The sequence below is a fragment of the Citrobacter sp. R56 genome, from assembly GCF_016811995.1.
Lineage (GTDB): Bacteria > Pseudomonadota > Gammaproteobacteria > Enterobacterales > Enterobacteriaceae > Citrobacter_D > Citrobacter_D enshiensis.
This window is the reverse complement of record NZ_CP069159.1, coordinates 1807985-1830778: the sequence shown is the minus strand read 5'-3', so window position 1 is coordinate 1830778 and position 22794 is coordinate 1807985. Positions and strand designations below refer to the sequence as shown.

Genomic DNA, 22794 nt, shown 5'->3' with positions numbered 1-22794 from the left:
TTAGCATAATTGTTTGTCCCCATATTTAATCTAATCTCTGCAAAGTTTTTTCCCTAGAGTTTCAGTAGCATCATTTTTCATAAAACACTGGAATTTTGACATTGAGCCGCATTTCTCCGCTCTTGAGTGCGCTTTAGAGATATCAGTCATTGCTTCACCTATCGCAACCGTTTTTGTGTCCATCCCATCAGGACTGAAACCTCCAGGACTATCTTCGTTAATATCAAATGGTCCGTTCTGAAAATATAAGTAACTGACGATTTTTTATTACCACTTTGATCTTCACACATAGCATTTACCGATTTCGATTTGCTCCAGAAAGCCCACTCCGGCCCATCATTAACTTGCCACCCAGTAAATATCCATTCTGATTCAGGCCCCAGCACTGAATATCCTGATTGAGTAGCTGATTTATTATACGCGTCTTTCATTCCCGGCTGGTTGAACCAACTACCCAGAGCATCAAATCCACTTAATCCCAACGGATCTATATATTGCAGTGGATTTAATACGTAAATGTAGAGATTCTCCCCCCCTCTCAGACCTATTGGATCCTGCGTTATATATCTCCCCTGCGCCGGATTGTAGTACCGGTGCCGGTTATAGTGCAGTCCCGATTCCTCGTCGTACCACTGGTCCGGCAGCCACAGCGGCTGCTCAATATTGTTCGGGTTCTCTTCCGACAGGATTTCCCCCCACGGGTCCACCTCTGCTTTCCACTCTGTCTGTCCCTCCTGGTTGATCAGCGCCGCTGGTGTGCCACGGTGGTCACACTGATAAAGATGAATTTTTCGGATATTCACCACCGGCAGCGGGTCAAGCTGTGCCGCCATCAATTGTGCTGGTATGTTCGCAAATTCCAGCCAGTTACGGCTTCTTTCCGACAGGTTTCCTGTTCGCAGGTCTTAGATGATCCATGTCCGCATACTCCCGTGCGGTAAACGGTATCTGGCTGCACTGCTGCAACTTCTGCACAAGTGGAGTATACGGTTCATCACCGCCATCACTTTCCCCCCTCAGTAGTGCCGCGAAAGTGTTGGGTTCATACAGCGTGTACACTTTCTGGCCGTTTCTCTGCGTCAGCACCAGCCGGTCGCTGTCCCACCCGTAGCACGTGAGGGTCGTTTCGTGGTTTTTGTCCACGCTTTTAGTGATTCACCGTCCGAACGGGTCATAGTGGTAGCTGGCTTTCGTTACCGTTCCTACCGGGGTCTGTTTCTCGTAGCCCGATAACCGGTGCAACAGGTCGTAGTGGTAAACGTGCGTTTCCGTTTCACTGTGCTTTTTGACCAGGTTGCCCCAGGCGTCGTATTCATAGCTCCACCGGCTGTCCTGCACGAGCCGGTTGTCGAACTGCTGGCGGCCTTCTTCCTCAATACGGTGGCCCGGCTGTGTCGCGCGGGTTAAACGTCCGTACTGGTCGTAGTCATATTGTTTTAACATATCCTCCGCTAACTCTTTTACAGTCCCCGGAGGATAGGCTTATCGGAGCTTTGGTGAATGCTTCCTGTTAGGTGTAGCTGATGGAGTCTTAGCTGTGAGAGCATTCAATTTTTGAATAACCAACGATTTATTTATTTCTGGTTCCGGGTGTCGGTATAGCCATGCTATCCTTGTATCATCTGCCACAAAATCAATATCTTCTTTAGCCTCTTTATATTTACCTTTTTCAATAAACGCATAAGCACGTAAAAGATAAGCTGTATCTTGATACCAGCTAATGCCTTTATGCTTACCAATATCAATACATTGCGTTAACATGTCTATTGCTAAATGATATTCCTCAAGCTCGAAAAAACCCTGCCCCATAAAATAGTAATCATCTAATGCCTCTTCGCCCACTGGGACTATATCCCTGAGTAATTTAATCACATCATCCCTGTGTCCATCAGCACGAACATCTTTATATTTTTCCCATGTTTCATTGTTATGTGACAATTTACAATCCTCATTATGTTTAAACTGGATTTCCGCCACAGTGCGCAGGTAAACAACCATTTATACAAGTAAATAATGACCCACCCCAGACGTGTTGTAAGTCAGGATCTGTCCTTGCGGTTCTACATAGAGTTTCACATTCTCTTTGGGCTTGCGCGCAATCACTCATAGCAGTCTGGCAAGTCAACAACCTCCCCGATGTTTGTCCGCAATCTCCTGATCCCACTTTATCCTCAATGAACGGTTGCGCAGATAACCCCAACGGGTCGGAAAAATATATCGGATTTAATGGATAAATGTATAAATTCCATCCCCCCTTCAGTCCTATCGGGTCCTGCGTAATATATCTTCCCTGCTGCGGATCATAGTACCGGTGCCGGTTATAGTGTAGTCCCGACTCATCATCATACCACTGACCCGGCAGCCGCAGCGGTTGTTCAATATTGTGCGGGTTCTCTTCCAACAGGATTTTCCCCCACGGGTCCACCTCTGCTTTCCATTCTGTCTGTCCTTCCCGGTTTATCAGCGCCACCGGCATACCCCGAAGGTCACACTGATAAAGATGAACCTGTCGGATATTCACCACCGGCAGCGGGTCAAGCTGTGCCGCCATCAGCCGGGCAGGGATATTCGCAAATTCCAGCCAGTTGCGGCTACGTTCCGACAGGTTTCCGGTCCTCAGTTCGTCTTCCAGACGCTCCATATCCGCATACTCCTGAGTCGTAAAGGGTATCTGGCTGTACTGCTGGAGTTTGTCGGCAAGGCAGGTATACGCGTCGTCTCCGCCGTCGCTTTCGATGCGCAGCAGCGGCGTAAAGCTGCCGGGCTCGTGGAGCGTGTGAATTTTCTGGTTTTTGGTCTGCGTCAGCACCAGCCGGTCGCCGTCCCACCCGTAGCGCGTGGTGTCGCTCTGGTTATTACATTTTACTGTCTTGCTGAGGCGCCGTCCGAACGGGTCGTACTGATAGCGGGCCTGTGTGACTGTGCCTGCCGGGGTCTTTTTCTCAAAGCCCGTTAAGCGGTGCAGCAGGTCGTAAGTGTAAAGATGTTTCTCCCGCTCATTGCTCTTTTTAATCAGGTTGCCCCACGTATCGTACTCATACTGCCACTGGCTGTCTTTTGCCGGGCGGTTGTCGAACTGCTGTCGTCCTTCCCCGTCCACCCGGTTGCCCGCCGGGTCATAGCGGTAGTCCGCGTTAAGCCCCGGCTGCACCGCGCTGATTAAGCGCCCGTTGTCGTCGTAACCGTACCGGCGTTCTTCACCAATATTGGTGAGCTGACCCCGGATGTCGTACCGGTAGTCCTGCGTCTCACTGCCGGTAACCCGCGCTGCCAACTGACCCGCTGCCGTGTAGCGCCGCTGCTCACGGTAAGGCCCGAACACCCGCTCAGCTTCCCGGTGTCGCTTGTCCCGCGTCAGCTCCACCATCACATGACCGCCCAGGCCGACACCGATAAGATGCCCGCTGCCGTAGCGCTGCCAGCCGACCTGTGGCAGCGCGCCGTACTGTGTCTGCTGTTCATTGCCCAGTGCGTCGTAACGGTGGCCGGTTTTGTGTTGCCAGATGGCCTCCCCGTCGGCGTTATATGCGGTCTGCACTTCTTCGGCGATGCGCCCGCCCGCGTCATAGCGCCAGCTGACGCCACTGGTGTCGTCCCGGACCTCCGCAGTCTGACCCGCATCTGTGTACCGGTAATGCTGTGTCCGGGTAGATCAGCTCACCGGCATCAAGTGGGTCGAAGGTGATGCTGCGGCCTTTATCCGTTTTGAACCCCGCCTGAAGTCATCCACGCTGCAAATCATCCCGCTACAGGATGAACGCCGTCAGAACGGTCACAACACGCTGCAGTTTGAAATTCGCGGAGAAATCCTGACGCAGCCTTATCCGACGGCGTTTCGGGTACGCAGCGCGCTGGATATGGAACAGAGTCGCATTACGTTTTTTTAACACAGGGAATTATTCATGGATCCACGGCTACTGGAATATTACAACCGCGAACTGAGCTACCTGCAGGAAACCGGTGCAGAGTTCGCGGCCCGCCATCCCAAAATAGCCGCCCGGTTGGGAATGCAGGACACAGACATTGCCGATCCGTATGTGGAACGCATGATCGAGGCATTCAGTTTCCTGACCGCCCGCACACAGCTAAAAATTGATGCCGAGTTTCCCCGTTTCACCCAGCGGTTGCTGGAGGTTGTCAGTCCCAATTACGTTGCGCCTATACCCTCTATGACCGTGGCCCGGTTGTATCCTGATCCGCAGGAAGGCGATCTGGCAAAAGGGTTCACCGTACCTCGTGACACCGCTTTTTTCTCCACAATCCCCGAAGGCGAAAACACCGCCTGCCAGTTTCGTAGCAGCCAGGATGTCACGCTGTGGCCTCTTTCTATTGAAGAAGTTCGCCTGACCGCCGCGCCTCCGGATATGCCCGCCCTGCACCGTTATTTGCCTGCGAACATTCATGTCGCTGGCGCGCTGCGTATCACGTTGCGCACCTTCGGTGAACTAAGTTTTAGCCAACTTGCCGGGCCGGACCGGCTGTCGTTTTATCTCTGCGGCGAAGAGCGTATTGCCTCACATTTGTTTGAACTGCTGCACACCAGTGCCGTCGCCACGCTGGCCGGAGAGCCGGGACATTTTGACTGCGTTCTGGACGTAAACCTGAAGCAGCCTGTAACGCACGAGGGACTGGAACCAGATCAAGGATTGTTACCGCTCGCCTGGAATGTGTTCCACGGCCATAATCTACTGCAGGAATACTTCGCCTGTCCTGAGCGTTTTTATTTCTTCACCCCGACCGGCCTCTCTGCCGGACTACAGAAAATTAATAGCGGCGTTGCCGAGATTGTCATATTACTTAACCGTCTGCCGCCGGACTGGCTACTCCATCAGACGGATACCGCACAGTTCAGTCTGTTTTGTACACCGGTGATTAATCTCTTTCCCCGCACCACCACGCGGGTCGAAGTCACCCATAGCATGACGGAACAGCATCTGGTGGTAGATCGCACTCATCCGCTGGATTATGAGGTCTTCTCCGTACAGGAAGTTGAGGGTCTGGAGGCAGAAACCACGCGGAAAATGACATTCCGCCCGCTCTACCACACCCGCAATAATGATGAAGGCAACCACGGACGTTACTTCTCCCTGCGCCGGGAACAGCGCCGGTTGTCAGAGAATGCCCGTCGCTACGGCACCCGTACAGCCTATACCGGGTCGGAGGTTTTCCTGTCGCTGGTTGATCAGCATGAAGCCCCCTACCCGGAAAACCTACGTCACATCACCATCACAGCAATGGTGACAAACCGTGATCTGCCCTGTCTGATCCGACGTAATGGTCTTGATGATCTGACCGTGGATGCTGCCATTCCGGTGGCTGGCGTCGGCCTTATCCGGCCTCCTCGTCCGCCACAACCGCCGCTGGCCGAACGCGAAATGGCCTGGCGGTTGATTCGCCAGTTGTCATTTAACTATCTGCCGCTTGCCGATTTGGATCACCGCACTGGCGGCCAGGCATTACGCGATCTGCTGAATCTATTTATTCCGGCACATGACAGCCCGCAATCACGTCAGATACGCAGTCTGATTGGCTGTAATACCACCCCGGTCACCCGCCGCCTACCGGGATCGGGGCTGCTGGTCTACGGTCGCGGCGTCAGTTGCGAACTGACCGTGGATGAGGAAGGATTTTCCGGCATCAGTCCATATCTGTTCGGGTTGGTACTGGAACACTATATTGCACGCCATGTCTCCATCAATACCTTCTCGCAGATGACACTGCTCTCGATGCAGCGTGGCCGCATCATGACCTGGCCGGTAAGAGTCGGGCTGCGGGGGAGTATATGAATACAGCGTTCACCAAGGCTCAAGTTGCCCCCTGGCGCTATGGTTTTCTGAATCTGATGCGACGCGTGGACGTACAGCTCTGTGCGGCTCCGGTCGGCAGCACCTGGCAGCCGCGCATGGAAAAATTTCGCCTCGGGCAGACCCCCACCCTGACCTTTGCGCCACGGGAGATTGCTCAGGTGAGCTGGCAGGAAGGACGCCTGCACCTGGGTCTTTACAGTCTCGGATTGTGGGGACCGAATGGCCCGCTGCCGCTGCACTATACCGAGCTGGCGTTGAACCGGACAGAAAGCCGCCGCGATCCGACACTGACCCATTTTTCCGATCTTTTTCACCACCGCTGGTTGACGCAGTTTTACCAGGCCTGGCGGAGTGCTCAATCAGCAGGAGGCGGGCTGGATAAACCGGAATACGATCGCTTTGCCTTCTACATTGCCAGTCTCAGTGGACAGGATCTGCGGGAGAGCGCCGTCAGTCCGCTGCCGGATCACGTCCGCCTGGCAGCGTCAGCTCACCTGGTACGTGAATCCCGTAACCCGGACGGACTGGCTGCCACGCTGGCGCACTATTTTGGCGTTCCCTTCCGCATACAGGAATTTGTTTTGCACTGGATAGCCGTGGCGAATGATGAAATCACCCTGTTGGGAATGCCATTGCCATCCTCTGTGATTGGCAATGGCGCACTCATCGGCCAGGCAGTGCCGGACATGCAGTATAAATTTCGACTGGTCATCGGCCCTCTCACCCTGGCGGATTACCAGCGCTTCCTGCCCGGCGGCAATAATCTGCCAGTACTGACAGAACTGGTGCGCGCTTTCACCGGTTTTGAATACTGCTGGGAAATTGAACTGCAGCTTAAACCACACACAGCGCCCCCGGCGGTGATTGGCGGCCCCCACAAGCTTGGCTGGACGGCCTGGGCGGGGAAAGCCATGAACGATGACCCGGTGACGGGTATGATTTTTGAACCTGAATGTTATCTGACGCACTGAGGGCCGCTTTATGGATAGATCCCTGTCTGAACCTGTTTCTGCGGGACTCCCGTGCGGTCCCGATCTGGAGTATGACCCGGAATATCTGCTGTTGTTCACCCGTGCAGCCCCCCGGGCGGAAGCCCAGTATGGCGATTTTATCAGTTCACCGGAAACCGTTAACTGGGCGGAGCTGGAGCGGGATGCCCGTCGCCTGCTGGCACGCAGCAAAGATATTCGCGTACTGGTGGTATTACTGCGCTGCCGTATCCAACAGGCTGGAACTCAGGGGCTGGCGGAAGCACTCACGCTGATGGAAAATCTTTGTTCCACTTATCCTGACGCCATCCACCCGCAGCTTCTTGCCGGGCAGGAAACCACAATCGAAGATGCGGTAGTGGCACGCAGTAATGCGCTGTCGGCGCTGCTGGATCCCGAAGGTGTGATGGCGGATATCCGCAGCATTGCACTATCAAATAGTGCAGCCATGCGTCTTCAGGTACGGGATGTGGAGCGCGCGATGTCCGCACCACGTCCGGCAGATGCGCTCGCACCGGAATCGGTACGCCAGCAACTGGCCGACCTGGAAGCTCGTGGCATGCTGCCTCTTGAAGCCTTTCGACGGGCGATGGAGACGACGAAACAACTGCAACGATGGTCCAGGGAGACACTGCACGATCTGGCCCCGGATTTTTCCCGCCTGCAACAACTTTTGGCTCTGTTGCCGGGGGTGATACAGACCACCACGCCGGAGATCACTCTGCCAGAAACACCGATTGTTCAGCCAGACTCAACCATCATACCTGGCATTGAACCGATGCTGGCATCACCTTCTCCCGCATTGGTGGGCATCCCTGCGGAAATAGCCGCAACGGACAGCGCGGACTCCGGACCGATCCGCGATCGCAACGATGCGCTGACACGCCTGCGGATCATCCGCCGTTGGTTTGAAAACAGTGAGCCGAGCAGTCCGACGATCCCATTATTGCGCCAGGCAGAACGGCTGGTCGGAAAAAGGTTTTCTGAAGTGATCAATGAAATTCCTGGGGAGCTACTAGAGAAGTGGGATGCGCTGGAGTAGTAGCAGTAAGCAATGAGTTTACGTTTTTCTTCACACGCCGCTTCTGGCGGCGAAGAATTAAACATCAACAACGGGATACCAGAGGAATATCCCGGATGTGCTTTTCCTGCATCGACGTGTTTTACAACCAGACCTGAAGCCGCGTCATCCCGGCGGCGTCAGACCTCACCGTGAAGACAGGAAATGCCTGCGATTGTAGCGGGTAATCCTTCTTAGCGGGCTTTTTGCTTTATATCTGATAATCGATGATACTCTCGTCTGATTCCATCACCTGTCGCTTAATATCCTCAACTGACAACCCTGCATTACATAACTCAATGAAACGCCAGACGTAATTACGCTGTAACTGTCCGCGTTTCAGACCGAGCCAAACCGTATTGGCATCAAATAAATGTCGGGTATCGAGACGTGTCAGCGCCCCCTCTTCCTGCTCACCACTTGATTGCTCTGCCACCAGACCTATCCCCAACCCCAGTCCCACGTAGGTTTTAATCACATCCGAATCCTGAGCGCTCAGGACGATATCAGGGAGTAGTCCTTTGCGAGTAAAAGCTTCATCAATGCGGGAGCGCCCGGTAATTCCTTGTCTGTATGTGATCAACGGCCAGTGTGCAATTGACTCCAGCGTTAAGGGTAAGGAGTGTATAAGTGGGTGATCACGAGGCACCAACAGACTGTGATACCAGCGAAACCAGGGGAACGCAACTAACTGAGGGTCGTTACTTAACCGCTCACTGGCAATCCCTATGTCGGCTCCGCCGCTATACAACAACCCTTCAATCTCTTGCGGTGTTCCCTGAATGAGCTCCAGGCGAACTTCCGGGAACAATTCACGGAAAGCTTTGATGACTTCGGGCAGACTGTATCGCGCCTGGGTGTGCGTGGTGGCAATCGTTAAAACACCGGAGGTGTCGTTGGTAAACAAATCAGCAAGCCGGCGAACATTACTGGCTTCATTGAGAATCCGCTCGGCGATCACCAGCAGCGCTTTGCCGGGTTCCGTCATTCCGAGCAGACGTTTACCGCGCCGGATGAAAATCTCGATGCCCAGCTCGTCCTCAAGTTCACGAATATGCCGACTCACGCCCGACTGAGAGGTATAGAGCATATTGGCCACTTCCGTCAGGTTATAGTCCTGACGGGCCGCCTCGCGGATTATTTTTAGTTGCTGAAAATTCACTCTTCGCTCCGAAACATCAGACATTACGCTATTGTTAAAGTCTGATGCCCGGCATAACAAATAATAAAAACCCGCATCTTATTCCACTGAGGAATAACGCTTAACTCACCAGCAACAATTCCCGATTTTCCAGAGTTGGATGGCTCACCAGAGACATCAAAATCTCTTTTACCGCCTGAGCCTGAGGTGACAAGCTCCCTTTGGCCTGCGTATTCAGCGACAAATGTAAGCTCATAGAAGGTGTTGTAATACGGGCCATCCAGCCATTTGCCGCACTGCTCAGAGCGCGGGCTGCCGACTCCGGTAACACTGTTACTCCCATTCCGCTGGCAATTGCCGCCGTTAATGTTGCGATAGATTCAATCTCACCAATCACTTTCAGCATCAGGCGGCGTAGCGAAAACGCTTCATCCACACGCAGGCGAACCGCGCTGTAGTCCCGTGGAAGGAACAGATTCATCTCAGCAACCGCCGTTAAATCGACACTCTGCCCGGGGCAATCACAGGTTCCCACCAGGAACAGATCTTCCTTGAGCAAAGGCTGACTGGTAATACCGGCGATCGGGGAGCGTTCATACAGCACAGCCATATCCAGTTGGCCGTTAAGCAGTTTGTCGTTCAGTACTGCCCCACTATTTTCATGTAAGTAGACCAGTACCTCGGGTAACTCGGCGCGCACCGCCTGAAGCAGCGGCATGGTTATAGAAGAGGCAGCGGTCCCTGGAGCAAGACCAATAGACACCTGCCCACTGAGGGTCTGGCCGGCGTTATTCACCGCCAGATGGGCTTGCTCGCACTGGCGGAGTATCGTCCGTGCATGCGTATAGAGAATTTTTCCAGCCTCAGTAGGCGTTACGCCCCGCTTGGTTCGAATCAACAGTTGCTGATCCAGTTCCCCTTCCAGCGTTGCGACCTGCTGGCTAAGTGCAGGTTGCGCGATATGCAGCACTTCAGCAGCCTGAGTCAGGCTACCAATATCGACGATTTTTACGAAATATTTCAGCCGTCTGAAGTTCATTTTGCCTCCTGTCCGGAACGCCAGCCCTGGTGCTGGCAACCGTGTTTCAGAAGATTTTGCAAGATGCTTGCCAGTTTCTATCAATCGACGACACGCACTCTAATGGGTTGTTAAACAAGTCATTATTCCTTCATGACATTCTTATAAACCCAATCGGTCATGGTGTTCTGCTCCATCACAGGTAAAAGCGCACCAGATCAGGGCAAAATGGGAAACTGCCCGAAAGAGCATCGCTTTGTTGATTTTGTCAGCAAACGAACGCGAAATCGTATTTCACCCTTTGACAACCCAAACTCGCGCCGCTAATATGCGCCTCGTTCACACGATTCCTCTGTAGTTCAGTCGGTAGAACGGCGGACTGTTAATCCGTATGTCACTGGTTCGAGTCCAGTCAGAGGAGCCAAATTTAGAAAAGCCCGCTTTTTAGCGGGCTTTTTGCTTTCTGTCTGATAATCAATGCTGCGATGTTACTCCGGGAGTCAGTTTAATCTGACCGCTGAAAACATGTTCACTGATCACCGCAATTGCCCCAATCAACGGCGCACTGGCACCGAAGACAGAATGAACAATCGACACCTTTCTATTTTCATTAAAGCCAGGTGCGTTATTGATATTCAGCATCAACGTCTCTTCGATCAAACCACCCGCAACATTTTTCTCATAACCGATAATAATAAAATCGCTATCGATCAATGACAGCGTGTTGATCAGCGACCATGTCAGATACCGGCAGAACTCATCCAGCACGCTAACGGCCAGTTGATCCTTCTGATGAGCAGCATCAATAATATCAGCCAGCGTAGGCGCATCCTGCTGAACAAGCCGCGATTCGGAATTCAGCCCGGCTTGCATAGTGATGCGCTTTCTCAAATTATGAATATTGGTATAGTAATCTAGGCAACCACGATTGCCGCAAGAGCAGAACGGTCCTTCGAAGTTAATCGACGTATGACCAATTTCACCACCTTGCCCGACATTACCGGTATGTATTCTTCCATTCAGCACCAGACCGGCCCCGATACCATTCATCAGATGCACATAAATATAATTTGCACACCCCTTCCCAATTCCGTAAAGTTTTTCTGCCAGTGCTGCGGCATTAGCATCATTAATTAGAAATACCGGTGCTTCTGTTAGCTCACCAATCACTTTCACCGCATTGAAATGATAAACGCTACCAAATTCAGGTGGATGTAAAAGAACCCCTTCATTTTCATCAAGCGGTCCGATAGAAGATATTCCAGTACCGATCACTCGTCGTGAAGTATGCTTCAATGCCAATGTATACTGCTCTGATATTAATTTTTTGAGGGTGTCATTATTCAGTTCAGCAGGATACTCAGCGGTATTTTTATAAATAACATTCCCGGTAAGATCGCCAATCACCGTGGTTAATACATCCCTGCGGATCAGCACGCCAAGAATACAGGGGGAATCTGGTGAAATCATTAACAAGACAGGTTTACGTCCCGTCTGATAATCGTCAGGGAGCTGTTGTGATTCCGCAACCAGATTTTCAGCAATCATATCCTGGATAAGATTCGATAGCGTCATCTTGGTTAATCCCGTGTGTCGGGCAAGCTCAGCGCGAGACATCATTTTGTTGGTCGCCAGCAAGCGTAAAACAGACAGTCGATTAGTCTCCCTTACGTCGTTGATATTAAGTCCTTTTTTCTTATTCATTAAGGGATACCCTTTCTGTTCATGACAAGAGAATCGTCGTTAAGCAGTCACAATACCACACTGGTGCGGATTGTAATCTTCCCTGGATCCTTGCGTATTGCGATGCCCACCATCAATTTTGTTCATTGGTGGATCATTGAAAGTATCGTAAGATTATAAACAATAATGACTCAACATACTGATAGATATATAAATTAAATTTCACAATTCACGGATGTGAAGTTTATCACACATTGCTAAAAAAACACGCATGAGTTAGTAAATCAAGTTTACCAACTATTTTGTTTGCGCTATAAATCCTGCCAATTGTCCCTGTTAGCCACCGTTTACGCGGGCTGATAGTCAGCTAACTTTTATTTTCCTGAGGCTATATGAACCAGAAAATCATCGGCGTGGATATCGGTGGAACAAAATGCGCAATCTCCCTTGGGGCTATTACAGAAAACGAGCTTACACTTATTGATAAGCATGTTTTCAACACTGGCGAAAGCATTTATGTGGATAGAATAATTGGCGAAATCATTTTATCCATCAGCGAACTATTGCGTCGAAATGCGTTAACTGAAAAGCAGATAGATGCTATTGGCATCAGCTGTGGTGGTCCGTTAAATGTTAAAGAAGGCCTTATTTTATCGCCGCCAAATTTGATTGGCTGGGATAACATTGCCATCGTTAATATTCTGCAAAATCGTTTTAATGTGCCCGTAAAATTACAAAATGATGCCAACGCTTGCACTCTTGCGGAATGGCGATTTGGCGCAGCTCGCGGCTATGAAAACGCGGTGTTTTTAACCTTTGGCACGGGGCTGGGCGCGGGTCTGATCCTTAATGGAAAACTCTATTCCGGCAGTAACGACATGGCTGGCGAAGTGGGCCATATTCGCCTGGCGGAGCATGGACCGGTGGGTTACGGAAAAATGGGGTCTTTTGAAGGATTTTGCAGCGGCGGCGGTATTGCGCAGTTAGCAAAGAGCAAAGTGTACGAGAAATTCCAGGTTGGTCAGCCCGTGGCATTTTGCCCCAATGCCCATGATCTCGAACATCTGGATGCGCGCATCGTTGCCGACGCGGCGCGGGAAGGTGATGAGCTGGCTCGGGAAATCTATCGTCTCAGTGGCGAATCTCTGGGCAAAGGCCTGGCCATTATCATCGATATTCTTAACCCACAGGTCATCGTGATCGGCGGTATTTTCACCCGCTGCCAGGACCTGTTATGGCCAGCCGCCAGCGCGATACTCTCCCGTGAATGCCTCCCCTCATCATTGGCGGAGTGCCAGGTGGTCGCGGCAAAGCTTGGTGACAATGTAGGCGATTATGCCGCACTGGCCGTGGCTATCAACGATCAGGCGGTGTGCGCATGAAAAACGTGACGCAGCGTATTCTGCAACAGGCAATGAATGATAATCCCGCACTGCAGGAGTGCGAAACTGCAATCGTCAGCGTCCTGGAACGTCTGTTGGTCTGTTTTCGCCAGGGTGGAAAACTGTTGATCTGCGGCAACGGCGGCAGTGCCTCAGACTGTGAGCATATTGTCGGTGAATTGATGAAAGGGTTTATCTTACCGCGACAACTGCCTGACAGCGTGAAAGAAAAAATCACCGCCGCCTGGCCAGAACAAGGTGACTACCTCAGCAACCATCTACAAGGGGCGTTACCAGCAATTTCACTGGTAAGCCATACCAGCTTCAGCACAGCATTTATTAATGATGTCGCTGCCGACATGGTTTTCGCCCAGCAAGTGTACGGCTACGGCAAACCCGGCGATATGCTACTGGCGCTCAGCACTTCCGGCAATGCGGCAAATGTTGCCAATGCTGTGCGCATCGCGGAAATCTGTAGCATGGAAACCATTGCTATCACCGGAAGTAAAGGAGGAGAACTCGCTCACCTCGCCAATTATCCCATTCGTTTACCTGCGGAAAAAACCTACCGTATTCAGGAAATGACGCTGGTGGTCTACCACTGCCTGTGCGCGATGCTGGAAATGGAAATTTTCTCCCCTAACGATGCTGTATCTCTGTAAACCGACCCTGAACGTAACAATAATAAAAGGAATGCACCATGAAATTACGTAACGTTGCTCTCTCTTGCGTACTGTTATCGCTTATGTCGCAGTCCGCTATGGCTGCTGATGTTGCGGTTATCCTGAAATCCCTGTCAGATCCATTTTTCCTTTCAATAAAGCAAGGCGTTGAGGAAGAGGCCCAAAAACGTGGTGTCACCGTCGATTTCTTTGCACCTGTCAGCGATGCCGATCCGCAGGGTCAGCAACGTCTGCTCGAAGATGCAGTAAACAAAAACTACAAAGGGATCGCCCTCGCCCCGATCTCACCAGTCAGTCTGGTGCGCGCGATTGCCAAAGCCAACAAGAAAGGTATCTACGTCGTCAATATTGATGAGAAGGTTGATATTCCACAGTTACGCTCCGTAGGGGGCAGCATTGTTGGTTATACCGGTACTGATAACGTGTTACTGGGTGAAAAAGCGGGCAAATACATCGTTAAGCAACTTGGCGAGGAAGGTGGAAAAGTCGCGATTATCGAAGGAAAACCGGGTTATTTTGCCAGTGAAACCCGTAAAACAGGTGTGAGCAACGGCCTCAAAACCGGCCCGAAAGTCACTATCGTCACCAGCCAACCCGGAGACTGGGATCGCGTGAAAGCGATGGACGTCACAGCAAATATTTTGCAGCGCTATCCGGATGTTCGCGCGATCTATTCCGCTAATGATGTGATGTCGCTGGGCGTTGTTCAGGCAGTAAAAAATGCCGGGAAACTCGACAAAGTGATGGTTGTGGGAACCGATGCCTCGCCCGAGGCGCGTGACTCGATTAAACGTGGTGAATTGACTGCATCAATCGCCCAGAACCCGCAAGCTATCGGCGCAGCAGGGCTGGATATGTTGCTTGACGCTATTGCCACCAAACCACCGATGGATCCAAACGCTGAGCCGAAGTTCGTGCCAGTGGATACCTATATCGTGACCAAAAACGGCAGAGTGGACGAGTAATGTCAGCGGCACAACCCTCACGGGGTTGTGCCGTTACTCCGCTATGGTGATGCCCACTTTTTCAATGAGGTAGATTATGACCCGGCTCGTCGCGGTGAAGAATGTAGTGAAAAAGTTTTCCGGGACCGTCGCACTTAAAGATGTCACGTTTGACATTGAAGCTGGCGAAGTGCATGTCTTGTTAGGGGAAAATGGCGCTGGAAAATCGACGCTGATGAAGGTTCTGTCAGGCATTTACGCCCCAACGTCCGGCAAAATTTTACTTGGCGAACAATCCTGGGACGCATTGACGCCAGCCCAGTCGCGAGAGTTTGGCATCAGACTGATATACCAGGAACTGTCGGTTATTGATCATCTCTCTATTGAAGAAAATCTGTTTGTGGGCAGTATCCCCACCAAAAAAGTGCTCGGCGTCTCCGTAGTTGATCACGCCTTGATGCGGGAAAAGGCCAGCAAAGTGATGGCGCGCGTTGGTCTGACACCGCCACCGCAAACGCTGGTCAGTGCGCTCTCTATCTCGGAAAAACAGCAGGTCGAAATCGCCAAAGCCCTGGTGGAAGAACCGCGCGTTATTATTATGGATGAACCCACGTCATCGCTGAATGATGAGGAAGTGGCGCGACTGTTCGCTATTATTAACGATCTTCGCCGGTCGGGCATTGGCATTGTATACATCTCCCACAAGTTGAAAGAGATCCCCGTTATCGGCGATCGCGTCTCAGTATTGAAAGATGGCTGCTATGTTGGCACCTGGGATGCGAAAACGACGCCCATCGAAACGCTGGTCGCCCGCATGGTAGGCCGTGAGTTAAGTCATGCCCGTCCCGATACGCAAAACATCAATAAAAATGACATTGTGTTTGACGTTAACGCGTTGTCATCCAGAGATGGTTGTGTCAATAACGTCTCGTTTGAACTTTATCGGGGTGAAATTCTCGGCTTTGCCGGACTGATGGGAGCAGGACGCAGCGAACTCATGGAAACGATTTTCGGTGTGCGCCCTAAAAGTCACGGTCAACTGACGTTAAATAATGAGCCACTGAATATAAACAATCCTACTGATGCCATCCGTGCTGGAATTGCATTTGTCACAGAAGATCGCCGCCGTACCGGTTTTTTCCACAATTTTAGTGTTGCGGAAAATATCTCGATTCTGCCATTCATTAAAGCAGCACGGCGAGCACTGTCACTGGAACGTCTGGATTACCAGGCTGAAAATAAAATGGGGGAACACTATAAAACAGCGCTGAATATCCGTTGCACCTCCTCAAAACAGGCTATTACACAACTTTCTGGCGGCAACCAGCAGAAAGCCATCATTGCCAAATGGTTGGCGGCAAAAAGCGATCTGTTTATTTTTGATGAACCAACACGCGGTATTGATATAGGGGCAAAGGCTGAGATCTATACCATTCTTCGCGATTTAGCCCGCAGCGGCTGCGGAATTATTGTCGTTTCATCCGAATTGCCAGAACTGTTGTCTGTCTGTGACCGCATCGCTGTTTATCGCCATGGGCAGATTGTGACCTTTATGGACAACCGGGATGCCACAGAAGAAAAAATTATGCATGCCGCCACGGTGTGTTGATCGAAATTTTGATGACGGAGTAACCTATGAATAAGACTAATGCAATTATGCCAGCAGTGAAAAAACCGTCGCGTAATTTCTCCACTCTGTGGCAGGAGTATGGCATCGTCGGCGTATTGATCTGCTTGTTCGCTATTTCTGGCATGCTCTCACCAGAATATTTCCTGACCAGCGATAACTTAATTCAGATCCTGTTGCAAAGTTCAGTCATGGTTTTGCTGGCCTGCGGCGTTTTTTTTACCATTCTGATCGCGGGGATTGATCTGTCGGTCGGTTCGATTCTGGCGCTGACCGGGATGGTGACCGCACAAATGATGATGGCGGGTTGTCCATTCTGGATAGCAATTATCGTCGGCGGGGTGATGCTTGGCGCGCTGCTGGGACTCATCAACGGTTTCCTTGTTAATATGACCGGATTGCATCCATTTATTATCACGCTTGGCACTGTTGCAGTGTACCGTGGACTGACGCTGATTATCTCCGATGCACGTTCGGTATTCGGTTTTGATCCGGCGTTCGGCGACGTAATTGCCGGAACCGTACTTTCGATCCCGGTACCGGTAATCATTGCTTTACTTATGGCCGTCATTCTGTGGTTTATTACCCGTCATACTAAACTTGGTCGTAATATATATGCTATCGGCGGTAACGCCCAGGCTGCATGGTTTTCAGGAATTAATATTAAGTACCATACCCTGGTGGTATTTATGATTTCCGGTATTTGTGCGGGAATATCAGGAGTTATTACGGTTGCCCGTACCGCCGCAGCGGAGCCTAATGCGGGTGTCGGGTTCGAGACTTTTGCTATTGCCTCGGCCATTATTGGTGGTACCAGCTTCTTTGGTGGTCGTGGACGGGTCTTTGGTGTCGTGGTAGGTGGGCTAATTATCGGTGTGATCAGCAATATTCTTAACCTGATGAATGTACAAACCTACTATCAACAGATCGTTATGGGAGCATTGATTATCGTAGCGGTGACGATTGATAAGCTGATCAGTAGCCACGACAGTAAATAAGCGAAGTTCTTTGTATGTCAGAGTTAGAAGTATCTCTAACTCTGACTCATCATTTTTAGAATATACCTTCCCAGGCTACGCCTACTCACTGAGTGAATTTCAGCAACCCGGGGGTGAGCGCTAATCCAGAAAAATGACACTGCGTGAAAGTCATCCTCTGGTATCGCAAAATTCCCCCGGATACGCCAGCTTTCGTTCATTTCATTTTGTTTTCCAATAACCACATTAATGTCTCCAGATAGACATTCCGTTCTTTTTAGCTGCCCGGCATTGAGATATACGTCACTGAAATCATCTTTACGTCATTGCTATTCTTCGACTCTGTTTGGGTAACATCCTGAATACCTCAATATCCCCTGCGTGATAATTAAGCGAAACGGACCGGTTATTTTGTCCAAAAGACTGAGATGCGCGGGCAGATATTTGGAGAAAATGCGGGCAGACGCATTTATCTCTCTGGCGAACGACGCGGAGTCAGTCGAAGCGTCATCGCGCTTAAGGAAGCAGTGTGTTTCCGGTCTATTGATAACGGAACCAAGAGGGATTGAGCATGTCGACTTTTAAAAAGTGCCTTATTGCACTATCAATAAACGTAGCGGTAGTTTCATCGGGTTTTGCCTGTACAACACTGTTGGTCGGAAATGAAGCGTCTGCGGATGGCTCCATGATGGTTGCCCGTAGTGCAGACAGTGACGCAATGAAAGCCCAGCATTTCCTGATTCATCCGGCGAAAAAAAATCAAACCGGGGTGTACAGTACCAAAGCGCATAACGGCGCGAATAATTTCACCTGGCCATTACCGAAGGACTCCTTACGTTATACCACTGTCCCTAACTGGAAAACTCAGTTACACGGCGCAACGGGCTTTAACGAAGCAGGTGTCGGTGTGAGTGGTACAGAATCTATTTTTGCCTCACCAAAAGCACTGGCATTTGATCCCTATGTCGAAGATGTCGGCATTACGGAAGACGATATTCCAGACGTTCTCCTTTCCCAGACAAAAACCGCACGGGAAGCCATCGCATTGCTGGGTCATATTATTGAAACCGTAGGCGCCGGTGAAGGTTTTGGTGTGGCCGTCGTCGATGATAATGAAGTCTGGTATCTGGAAACCGCCACCGGACATCAGTGGATGGCGCAGCGTCTTCCTTCCGGGCAATATTTTGCGTCAGGCAATCAGGGTCGTTTACAAGCTTATGATGCAAAAGATCCTAATTTTATGGGGTCCAAAACCCTGATTGAATTTGCCACGGAAAAAGGTCTTTATGACCAGAAACGCGACGGGGCATTTAATTTCTCCAAAGCTTATACCCGTGATGATGAACGTGACCGGACGTATAACGACCCGCGCGTCTGGACTATTCAGAAGCAATTTACACCGTCACTGAAGCAGGATGTCGCCGCCGGTAGACAATTCCCGGTTTTCGCCACGCCTGAGAAAAAAATGACGCTGGATGACGTTAAAGCCGTCCTGCGCGATCATTACGAAGGCACCGAACATGACCCCTATTCAAAAGGTCTGAATGGTAAAGAACCCTGGCGTCCGGTAAGCGTTTTCCGTACCTATGAAGCGCACGTTATGCAGGTCCGTCCGTGGCTGCCGAAGGAAATCGGCGAAGTCAGTTATATTGGCCTCGGCATGGCCGATCTCACCGCATTTGTCCCCTACTACAGTGGATTAAAAGCCTATCCTGCCAACTACAGCATCGGTACAGATAAAGCCGACAGTCAGTCAATTTACTGGAAATATCGTAAATTACAGACGCTGACGATGACGGATTATCCGAAACTCGCCCCTATCGTTAAACGTGCGTACAAAGACTGGGAAGATAAGGTCGCGAAAGAACAGAAAGAGGTCGAAGCCGAGTATCTGAAAATGGCAAAAACCAATAAAGATGCCGCAAATAAAATGCTGAATGACTTTAATTTACGCGTAATGGCTGACGCCGAGAATCTGACTGAGTCGCTAACAAACCAGCTTTTCACCCTACGCACCAAGGATATTCAGTCCGGTATCTTCTTTGCTAATGCCGCCAAAAAAGACTAACGGAAAACAGTAACACTGTAACCCACCAAAGCCGGATGCCCTCCGGCTTTTTCACCCCACGTTCATCGCCCCCTTTTGTTTCACAATTCGCTGACATACTATCGAATGGTATGGGCAACCTGTGAACGCATAAGGAGAATAATATGGAGAATCAGGGTAAAGGTCTGACACCCGAACAGGCGCTGGAACGCCTTAATGAGTTATATGATCGGTCAGTAAATGCACTACGGGAAGCCATCTCTCACTATATTGAAAACAGTACGCTACCCGATGCCGACGCAAGAAATAATGGGCTTTTCGTCTACCCTTCCCTCTCAGTAAGCTGGGATGGCACCGCCACTAATCCCCCCAAAACGCGCGCTTTTGGGCGTTTTACCCATGCGGGATGCTACACCACCACCGTAACGCGCCCCGAGCTGTTTCGCGCTTATCTGCTGGAACAGCTCACGCTTGTCTATCAGGACTACGGCGCGCATATCTGTGTCGAACCGTCGCACCATGAAATCCCCTATCCTTATGTCATTGACGGCTCCGCGTTGACGCTTGATCGTTCAATGAGCGCCGGACTCACGCGCCATTTCCCAACCACTGAACTGGCACAGATTGGTGATGAAACGGCCGATGGCATCTATCATCCGGCAGAATTCTCTCCTCTGTCGCATTTCGATGCTCGCCGTGTCGATTTCTCGCTGGCGCGCCTGCGCCACTATACCGGCACGCCGGTTGAACATTTTCAGCCCTTCGTGTTGTTTACCAACTACACCCGTTACGTGGATGAATTTGTGCGCTGGGGATGCAGCCAAATTCTGGATCCGGACAGCCCTTACATCGCCCTGTCTTGTGCAGGAGGGATCTGGATCACCGCAGAAACAGAAGCGCCGGAAGAAGCCATTTCCGATTTGGCCTGGAAAAAACATCAAATGCCCGCCTGGCATCTGATCACCGCTGACGGCCAGGGCATTACGCTGGTGAACATCGGTGTCGGCCCTTCAAACGCCAAAACGATTTGCGACCATCTGGCCGTCCTGCGCCCGGATGTCTGGCTCATGATCGGCCACTGTGGTGGATTACGTGAAAGCCAGTCCATTGGCGATTACGTGCTGGCTCACGCCTATTTGCGCGACGATCACGTACTGGACGCCGTACTGCCGCCCGATATCCCAATCCCCAGCATTGCCGAAGTACAGCGCGCGCTCTATGACGCCACCAAACAGGTCAGTGGAATGCCGGGCGAAGAGGTTAAACAACGCCTGCGCACCGGAACCGTGGTTACCACAGATGACCGAAACTGGGAGTTACGTTATTCGGCCTCAGCATTGCGCTTCAACCTGAGTCGCGCCGTGGCGATTGATATGGAAAGCGCCACCATTGCTGCGCAGGGCTACCGTTTCCGCGTTCCCTACGGCACGCTGCTGTGTGTTTCCGATAAGCCGCTGCACGGAGAAATCAAACTTCCGGGCCAGGCTAACCGTTTTTATGAGGGTGCCATTTCCGAGCACCTGCAGATTGGTATCCGGGCGATCGACCTGCTACGCGCAGAAGGCGATCGTCTGCATTCCCGTAAATTACGTACGTTCAACGAACCGCCGTTCCGTTAAGGTCAGAAGGTATCTATGCAAAATTCAACTCCCCTTTCCGCTCTGCGCAGCTTACTGATAACGCAAGGGCTGGATGGCATGATTGTCCCGCGCGCCGACGCTCATCAGAGCGAAGATTGTACCCCGCACGACAATAAACTGGCCTGGTTGACCGGGTTTAGCGGTTCCGCCGGGCTGGCGCTGGTGCTCCGCGACCGGGCGTTAATCTTCGTCGACGGGCGATACCAGGTACAGGTACGCGCCGAAGTCGATCTCAACGATTTTGAGATTCATCATTTGCACGATGAACCGCTGGCAGACTATCTACAGACACATGTTCCGGCAGGCGCACGTATCGCGTTCGAGCCTTTACTGATGGCTAACAGCCAGTTTGAAGCCCTCTCTGCGACGCACTGTGAACTGGTCGCCCTAGAGAGTGACCCTTTCGACACCGTATGGCACGACCGTCCCGCGCCACCTTGTGGACTCATTCGAGAAATGCCGATTGAAATCAGCGGAGAAAGCAGCACGCAAAAACGCGCGCGGATTATTGAAGCTCTGGATAAACATCAGGCTGATCTTCTCGCTATCACCTTGCCGGACAACATTGCCTGGCTGCTGAATGTGCGCGGCTCAGACCTGAATATGGTGCCGGTGCCTTTCTCTTTTGCTCTGCTGCACCGCACGGGTGAACTGGAGTGGTTCGTCGATAGCCGAAAAACCACAGCATTACCGGAGACATTGCTGGAGACGTTGACGCTCTCAGCGCAGGAGAATTTCCTGTCTCGTTGCCAACAACTCGCCACAGGGAAACGCGTTCTGGTCGATAAAGATTACGCACCGGTTGCGCTACGTTTTGCCATTGAACAGCACGGCGGCGAAGTCATTTGGTCGCCCGATCCCATTACCTTTATCAAAGCGAATAAAAACGAAACAGAGCTGGCCGGTTACCGGGAATGCCACGAGCAGGATGGCGCCGCCTGGGTTAATTTTCTGGCATGGCTGGCGCATGAGGTTCCCCTGCGCGAAGCAGCGGGCAATCCCGTGACCGAACTGGAGGCCCAGGCAAAACAGCTGTTCTATCGTCAACAGCAACCAGGGTTTATTGAACAAAGTTTTGGCACGATTTCGGCCTCCGCAAGCAACGCCGCCATGTGCCATTATCACTCGAGTGAACAAACCAATACGCCGATCACATCACAAGCGATGTACCTGAACGATTCCGGCGGCCAGTATCACAATGGAACCACCGATACCACCCGTACGCTGGCGTTTGGGCCTCAGAATGCGCAGCGGAAACTGCATTACACTGCGGTACTGAAGGGCTTCCTGTCACTGATCACCCTGCATTTCCCCAGCGGAAGTCAGGGTCACCAGCTTGATGCGTTCGCCCGTCGGGCGCTTTGGGAACTCGGCCTCGACTACGATCACGGAACCGGTCACGGTGTCGGTCATCAGCTTTTGATCCACGAGCAGCCTCACCGTCTGGCTAAAAAAGTGAATCCGTGGCCGTTGACCGCAGGCAATATCATGACCATTGAGCCGGGTTATTACCTCGCAGGACAATACGGTATCCGTATTGAAAATCAGGTTGAGATCGTAGAAAGCCGCTCTGGATTCTGTAAGTTCTCCACGCTGACGCTGGTGCCCATCGACCTGAATCTGGTGGAGTTACATCTGTTGAGTGACGCAGAGAAACAATGGATCGATGACTACCATCAGCAGGTCAGAGAAACGTTGTCTCCGCTGGTGAACAGCGAGGCGCGTCCGTGGCTGTTTGCCGCAACGGCCCCCATTCGGGTACAGGCGAATTAAGCCTGAATAAGAAAGCAAAAAGC

At 51.4% G+C, this 22794-nt stretch carries 18 protein-coding genes, 1 tRNA gene and 1 pseudogene; 13 read left to right on the top strand and 7 right to left on the bottom strand.

All coding sequences use genetic code 11. From position 1 onward, the window contains the following. Window positions 1-158: 158 nt before the first annotated feature. The 4 genes from JM656_RS08680 to JM656_RS08665 all read right to left on the bottom strand — a co-directional run bounded on the left by JM656_RS08680 (window position 159) and on the right by JM656_RS08665 (window position 3538). Window positions 159-833: an RHS repeat-associated core domain-containing protein gene (locus tag JM656_RS08680; protein WP_203360815.1), complete on the bottom strand. Its 675-nt coding sequence runs from the start codon at window positions 831-833 to the stop codon at window positions 159-161. 322 nt (window positions 834-1155) lie between these two features. Then, on the bottom strand, window positions 1156-1443 hold the full coding sequence (locus JM656_RS08675) for a hypothetical protein (RefSeq protein WP_203360814.1): 288 nt from the start codon (window positions 1441-1443) through the stop codon (window positions 1156-1158). Between the two features lie 39 nt (window positions 1444-1482). Beyond that, the gene (locus JM656_RS08670) at window positions 1483-1938 is read right to left on the bottom strand and encodes a hypothetical protein (protein ID WP_203360813.1); all 456 of its coding nucleotides are present in this window, start codon (window positions 1936-1938) and stop codon (window positions 1483-1485) included. Window positions 1939-1957: 19 nt separating this feature from the next. Then, a complete protein-coding gene (locus JM656_RS08665; protein ID WP_238929211.1) occupies window positions 1958-3538 on the bottom strand; it encodes an RHS repeat-associated core domain-containing protein in 1581 nt (526 codons plus the stop codon). 163 nt (window positions 3539-3701) lie between these two features. Here JM656_RS08665 and JM656_RS08660 point away from each other — a divergent pair. The 4 genes and pseudogenes from JM656_RS08660 to JM656_RS08645 form a co-directional block, all read left to right on the top strand. Then, window positions 3702-3887 (top strand): annotated as a pseudogene (locus JM656_RS08660) (type VI secretion system baseplate subunit TssE); the annotation flags it as partial. A 15-nt stretch (window positions 3888-3902) separates the two neighbouring features. Next, window positions 3903-5786: a type VI secretion system baseplate subunit TssF gene (gene tssF, locus JM656_RS08655; protein WP_203360812.1), complete on the top strand. Its 1884-nt coding sequence runs from the start codon at window positions 3903-3905 to the stop codon at window positions 5784-5786. Then, window positions 5783-6778, top strand: coding sequence for a type VI secretion system baseplate subunit TssG (gene tssG / locus JM656_RS08650; RefSeq protein WP_203360811.1), 996 nt, complete (start codon window positions 5783-5785; stop codon window positions 6776-6778). The genes tssF and tssG overlap by 4 nt, the downstream gene beginning before the upstream one ends. A gap of 10 nt (window positions 6779-6788) precedes the next feature. Beyond that, a complete protein-coding gene (locus JM656_RS08645) occupies window positions 6789-7838 on the top strand; it encodes an ImpA family type VI secretion system protein (protein ID WP_203360810.1) in 1050 nt (349 codons plus the stop codon). A gap of 229 nt (window positions 7839-8067) precedes the next feature. On the opposite strand, the gene cbl is transcribed toward JM656_RS08645, so the two are convergent. Further along, window positions 8068-9018 carry an HTH-type transcriptional regulator Cbl gene (gene cbl / locus JM656_RS08640; protein WP_203360809.1) on the bottom strand — a complete coding sequence of 317 codons (951 nt, stop codon included), beginning with the start codon at window positions 9016-9018 and terminating at the stop codon, window positions 8068-8070. A 100-nt stretch (window positions 9019-9118) separates the two neighbouring features. After that, window positions 9119-10036, bottom strand: coding sequence for a nitrogen assimilation transcriptional regulator NAC (gene nac / locus JM656_RS08635; RefSeq protein ID WP_203360808.1), 918 nt, complete (start codon window positions 10034-10036; stop codon window positions 9119-9121). Window positions 10037-10363: 327 nt separating this feature from the next. On the opposite strand from nac, the gene JM656_RS08630 reads away from it, so the two are divergent. Continuing rightward, window positions 10364-10439, top strand: a tRNA-Asn gene (locus JM656_RS08630). Between the two features lie 50 nt (window positions 10440-10489). On the opposite strand, the gene JM656_RS08625 is transcribed toward JM656_RS08630, so the two are convergent. Next, on the bottom strand, window positions 10490-11719 hold the full coding sequence (locus JM656_RS08625; protein ID WP_203360807.1) for an ROK family transcriptional regulator: 1230 nt from the start codon (window positions 11717-11719) through the stop codon (window positions 10490-10492). Window positions 11720-12090: 371 nt separating this feature from the next. Between JM656_RS08625 and JM656_RS08620 the strand changes: the two genes are divergently transcribed. From JM656_RS08620 to JM656_RS08585, 8 genes are all read left to right on the top strand, one after another. After that, complete coding sequence (locus JM656_RS08620; RefSeq protein WP_203360806.1) at window positions 12091-13080, top strand: ROK family protein; 990 nt, start codon at window positions 12091-12093, stop codon at window positions 13078-13080. Beyond that, window positions 13077-13742: an SIS domain-containing protein gene (locus JM656_RS08615; protein ID WP_203360805.1), complete on the top strand. Its 666-nt coding sequence runs from the start codon at window positions 13077-13079 to the stop codon at window positions 13740-13742. The genes JM656_RS08620 and JM656_RS08615 overlap by 4 nt, the downstream gene beginning before the upstream one ends. Window positions 13743-13780: 38 nt before the next feature. After that, complete coding sequence (gene alsB / locus JM656_RS08610) at window positions 13781-14728, top strand: D-allose transporter substrate-binding protein (RefSeq protein WP_203360804.1); 948 nt, start codon at window positions 13781-13783, stop codon at window positions 14726-14728. Window positions 14729-14804: 76 nt separating this feature from the next. After that, window positions 14805-16316 (top strand): sugar ABC transporter ATP-binding protein, encoded by a 1512-nt coding sequence (locus JM656_RS08605; RefSeq protein ID WP_203360803.1) that lies wholly within the window; start codon window positions 14805-14807, stop codon window positions 16314-16316. Between the two features lie 26 nt (window positions 16317-16342). Then, the gene (alsC, locus tag JM656_RS08600; protein ID WP_203360802.1) at window positions 16343-17332 is read left to right on the top strand and encodes a D-allose ABC transporter permease; all 990 of its coding nucleotides are present in this window, start codon (window positions 16343-16345) and stop codon (window positions 17330-17332) included. Window positions 17333-17882: 550 nt separating this feature from the next. After that, entirely contained in the window at window positions 17883-19379 is a 1497-nt protein-coding gene (locus JM656_RS08595) for a C69 family dipeptidase (RefSeq protein WP_203360801.1), read from the top strand. Window positions 19380-19522: 143 nt separating this feature from the next. Continuing rightward, window positions 19523-20977: an AMP nucleosidase gene (locus JM656_RS08590; protein ID WP_203360800.1), complete on the top strand. Its 1455-nt coding sequence runs from the start codon at window positions 19523-19525 to the stop codon at window positions 20975-20977. A gap of 15 nt (window positions 20978-20992) precedes the next feature. After that, window positions 20993-22771: an aminopeptidase P family protein gene (locus tag JM656_RS08585; protein WP_203360799.1), complete on the top strand. Its 1779-nt coding sequence runs from the start codon at window positions 20993-20995 to the stop codon at window positions 22769-22771. The last annotated feature ends 23 nt before the right edge of the window (window positions 22772-22794 follow it).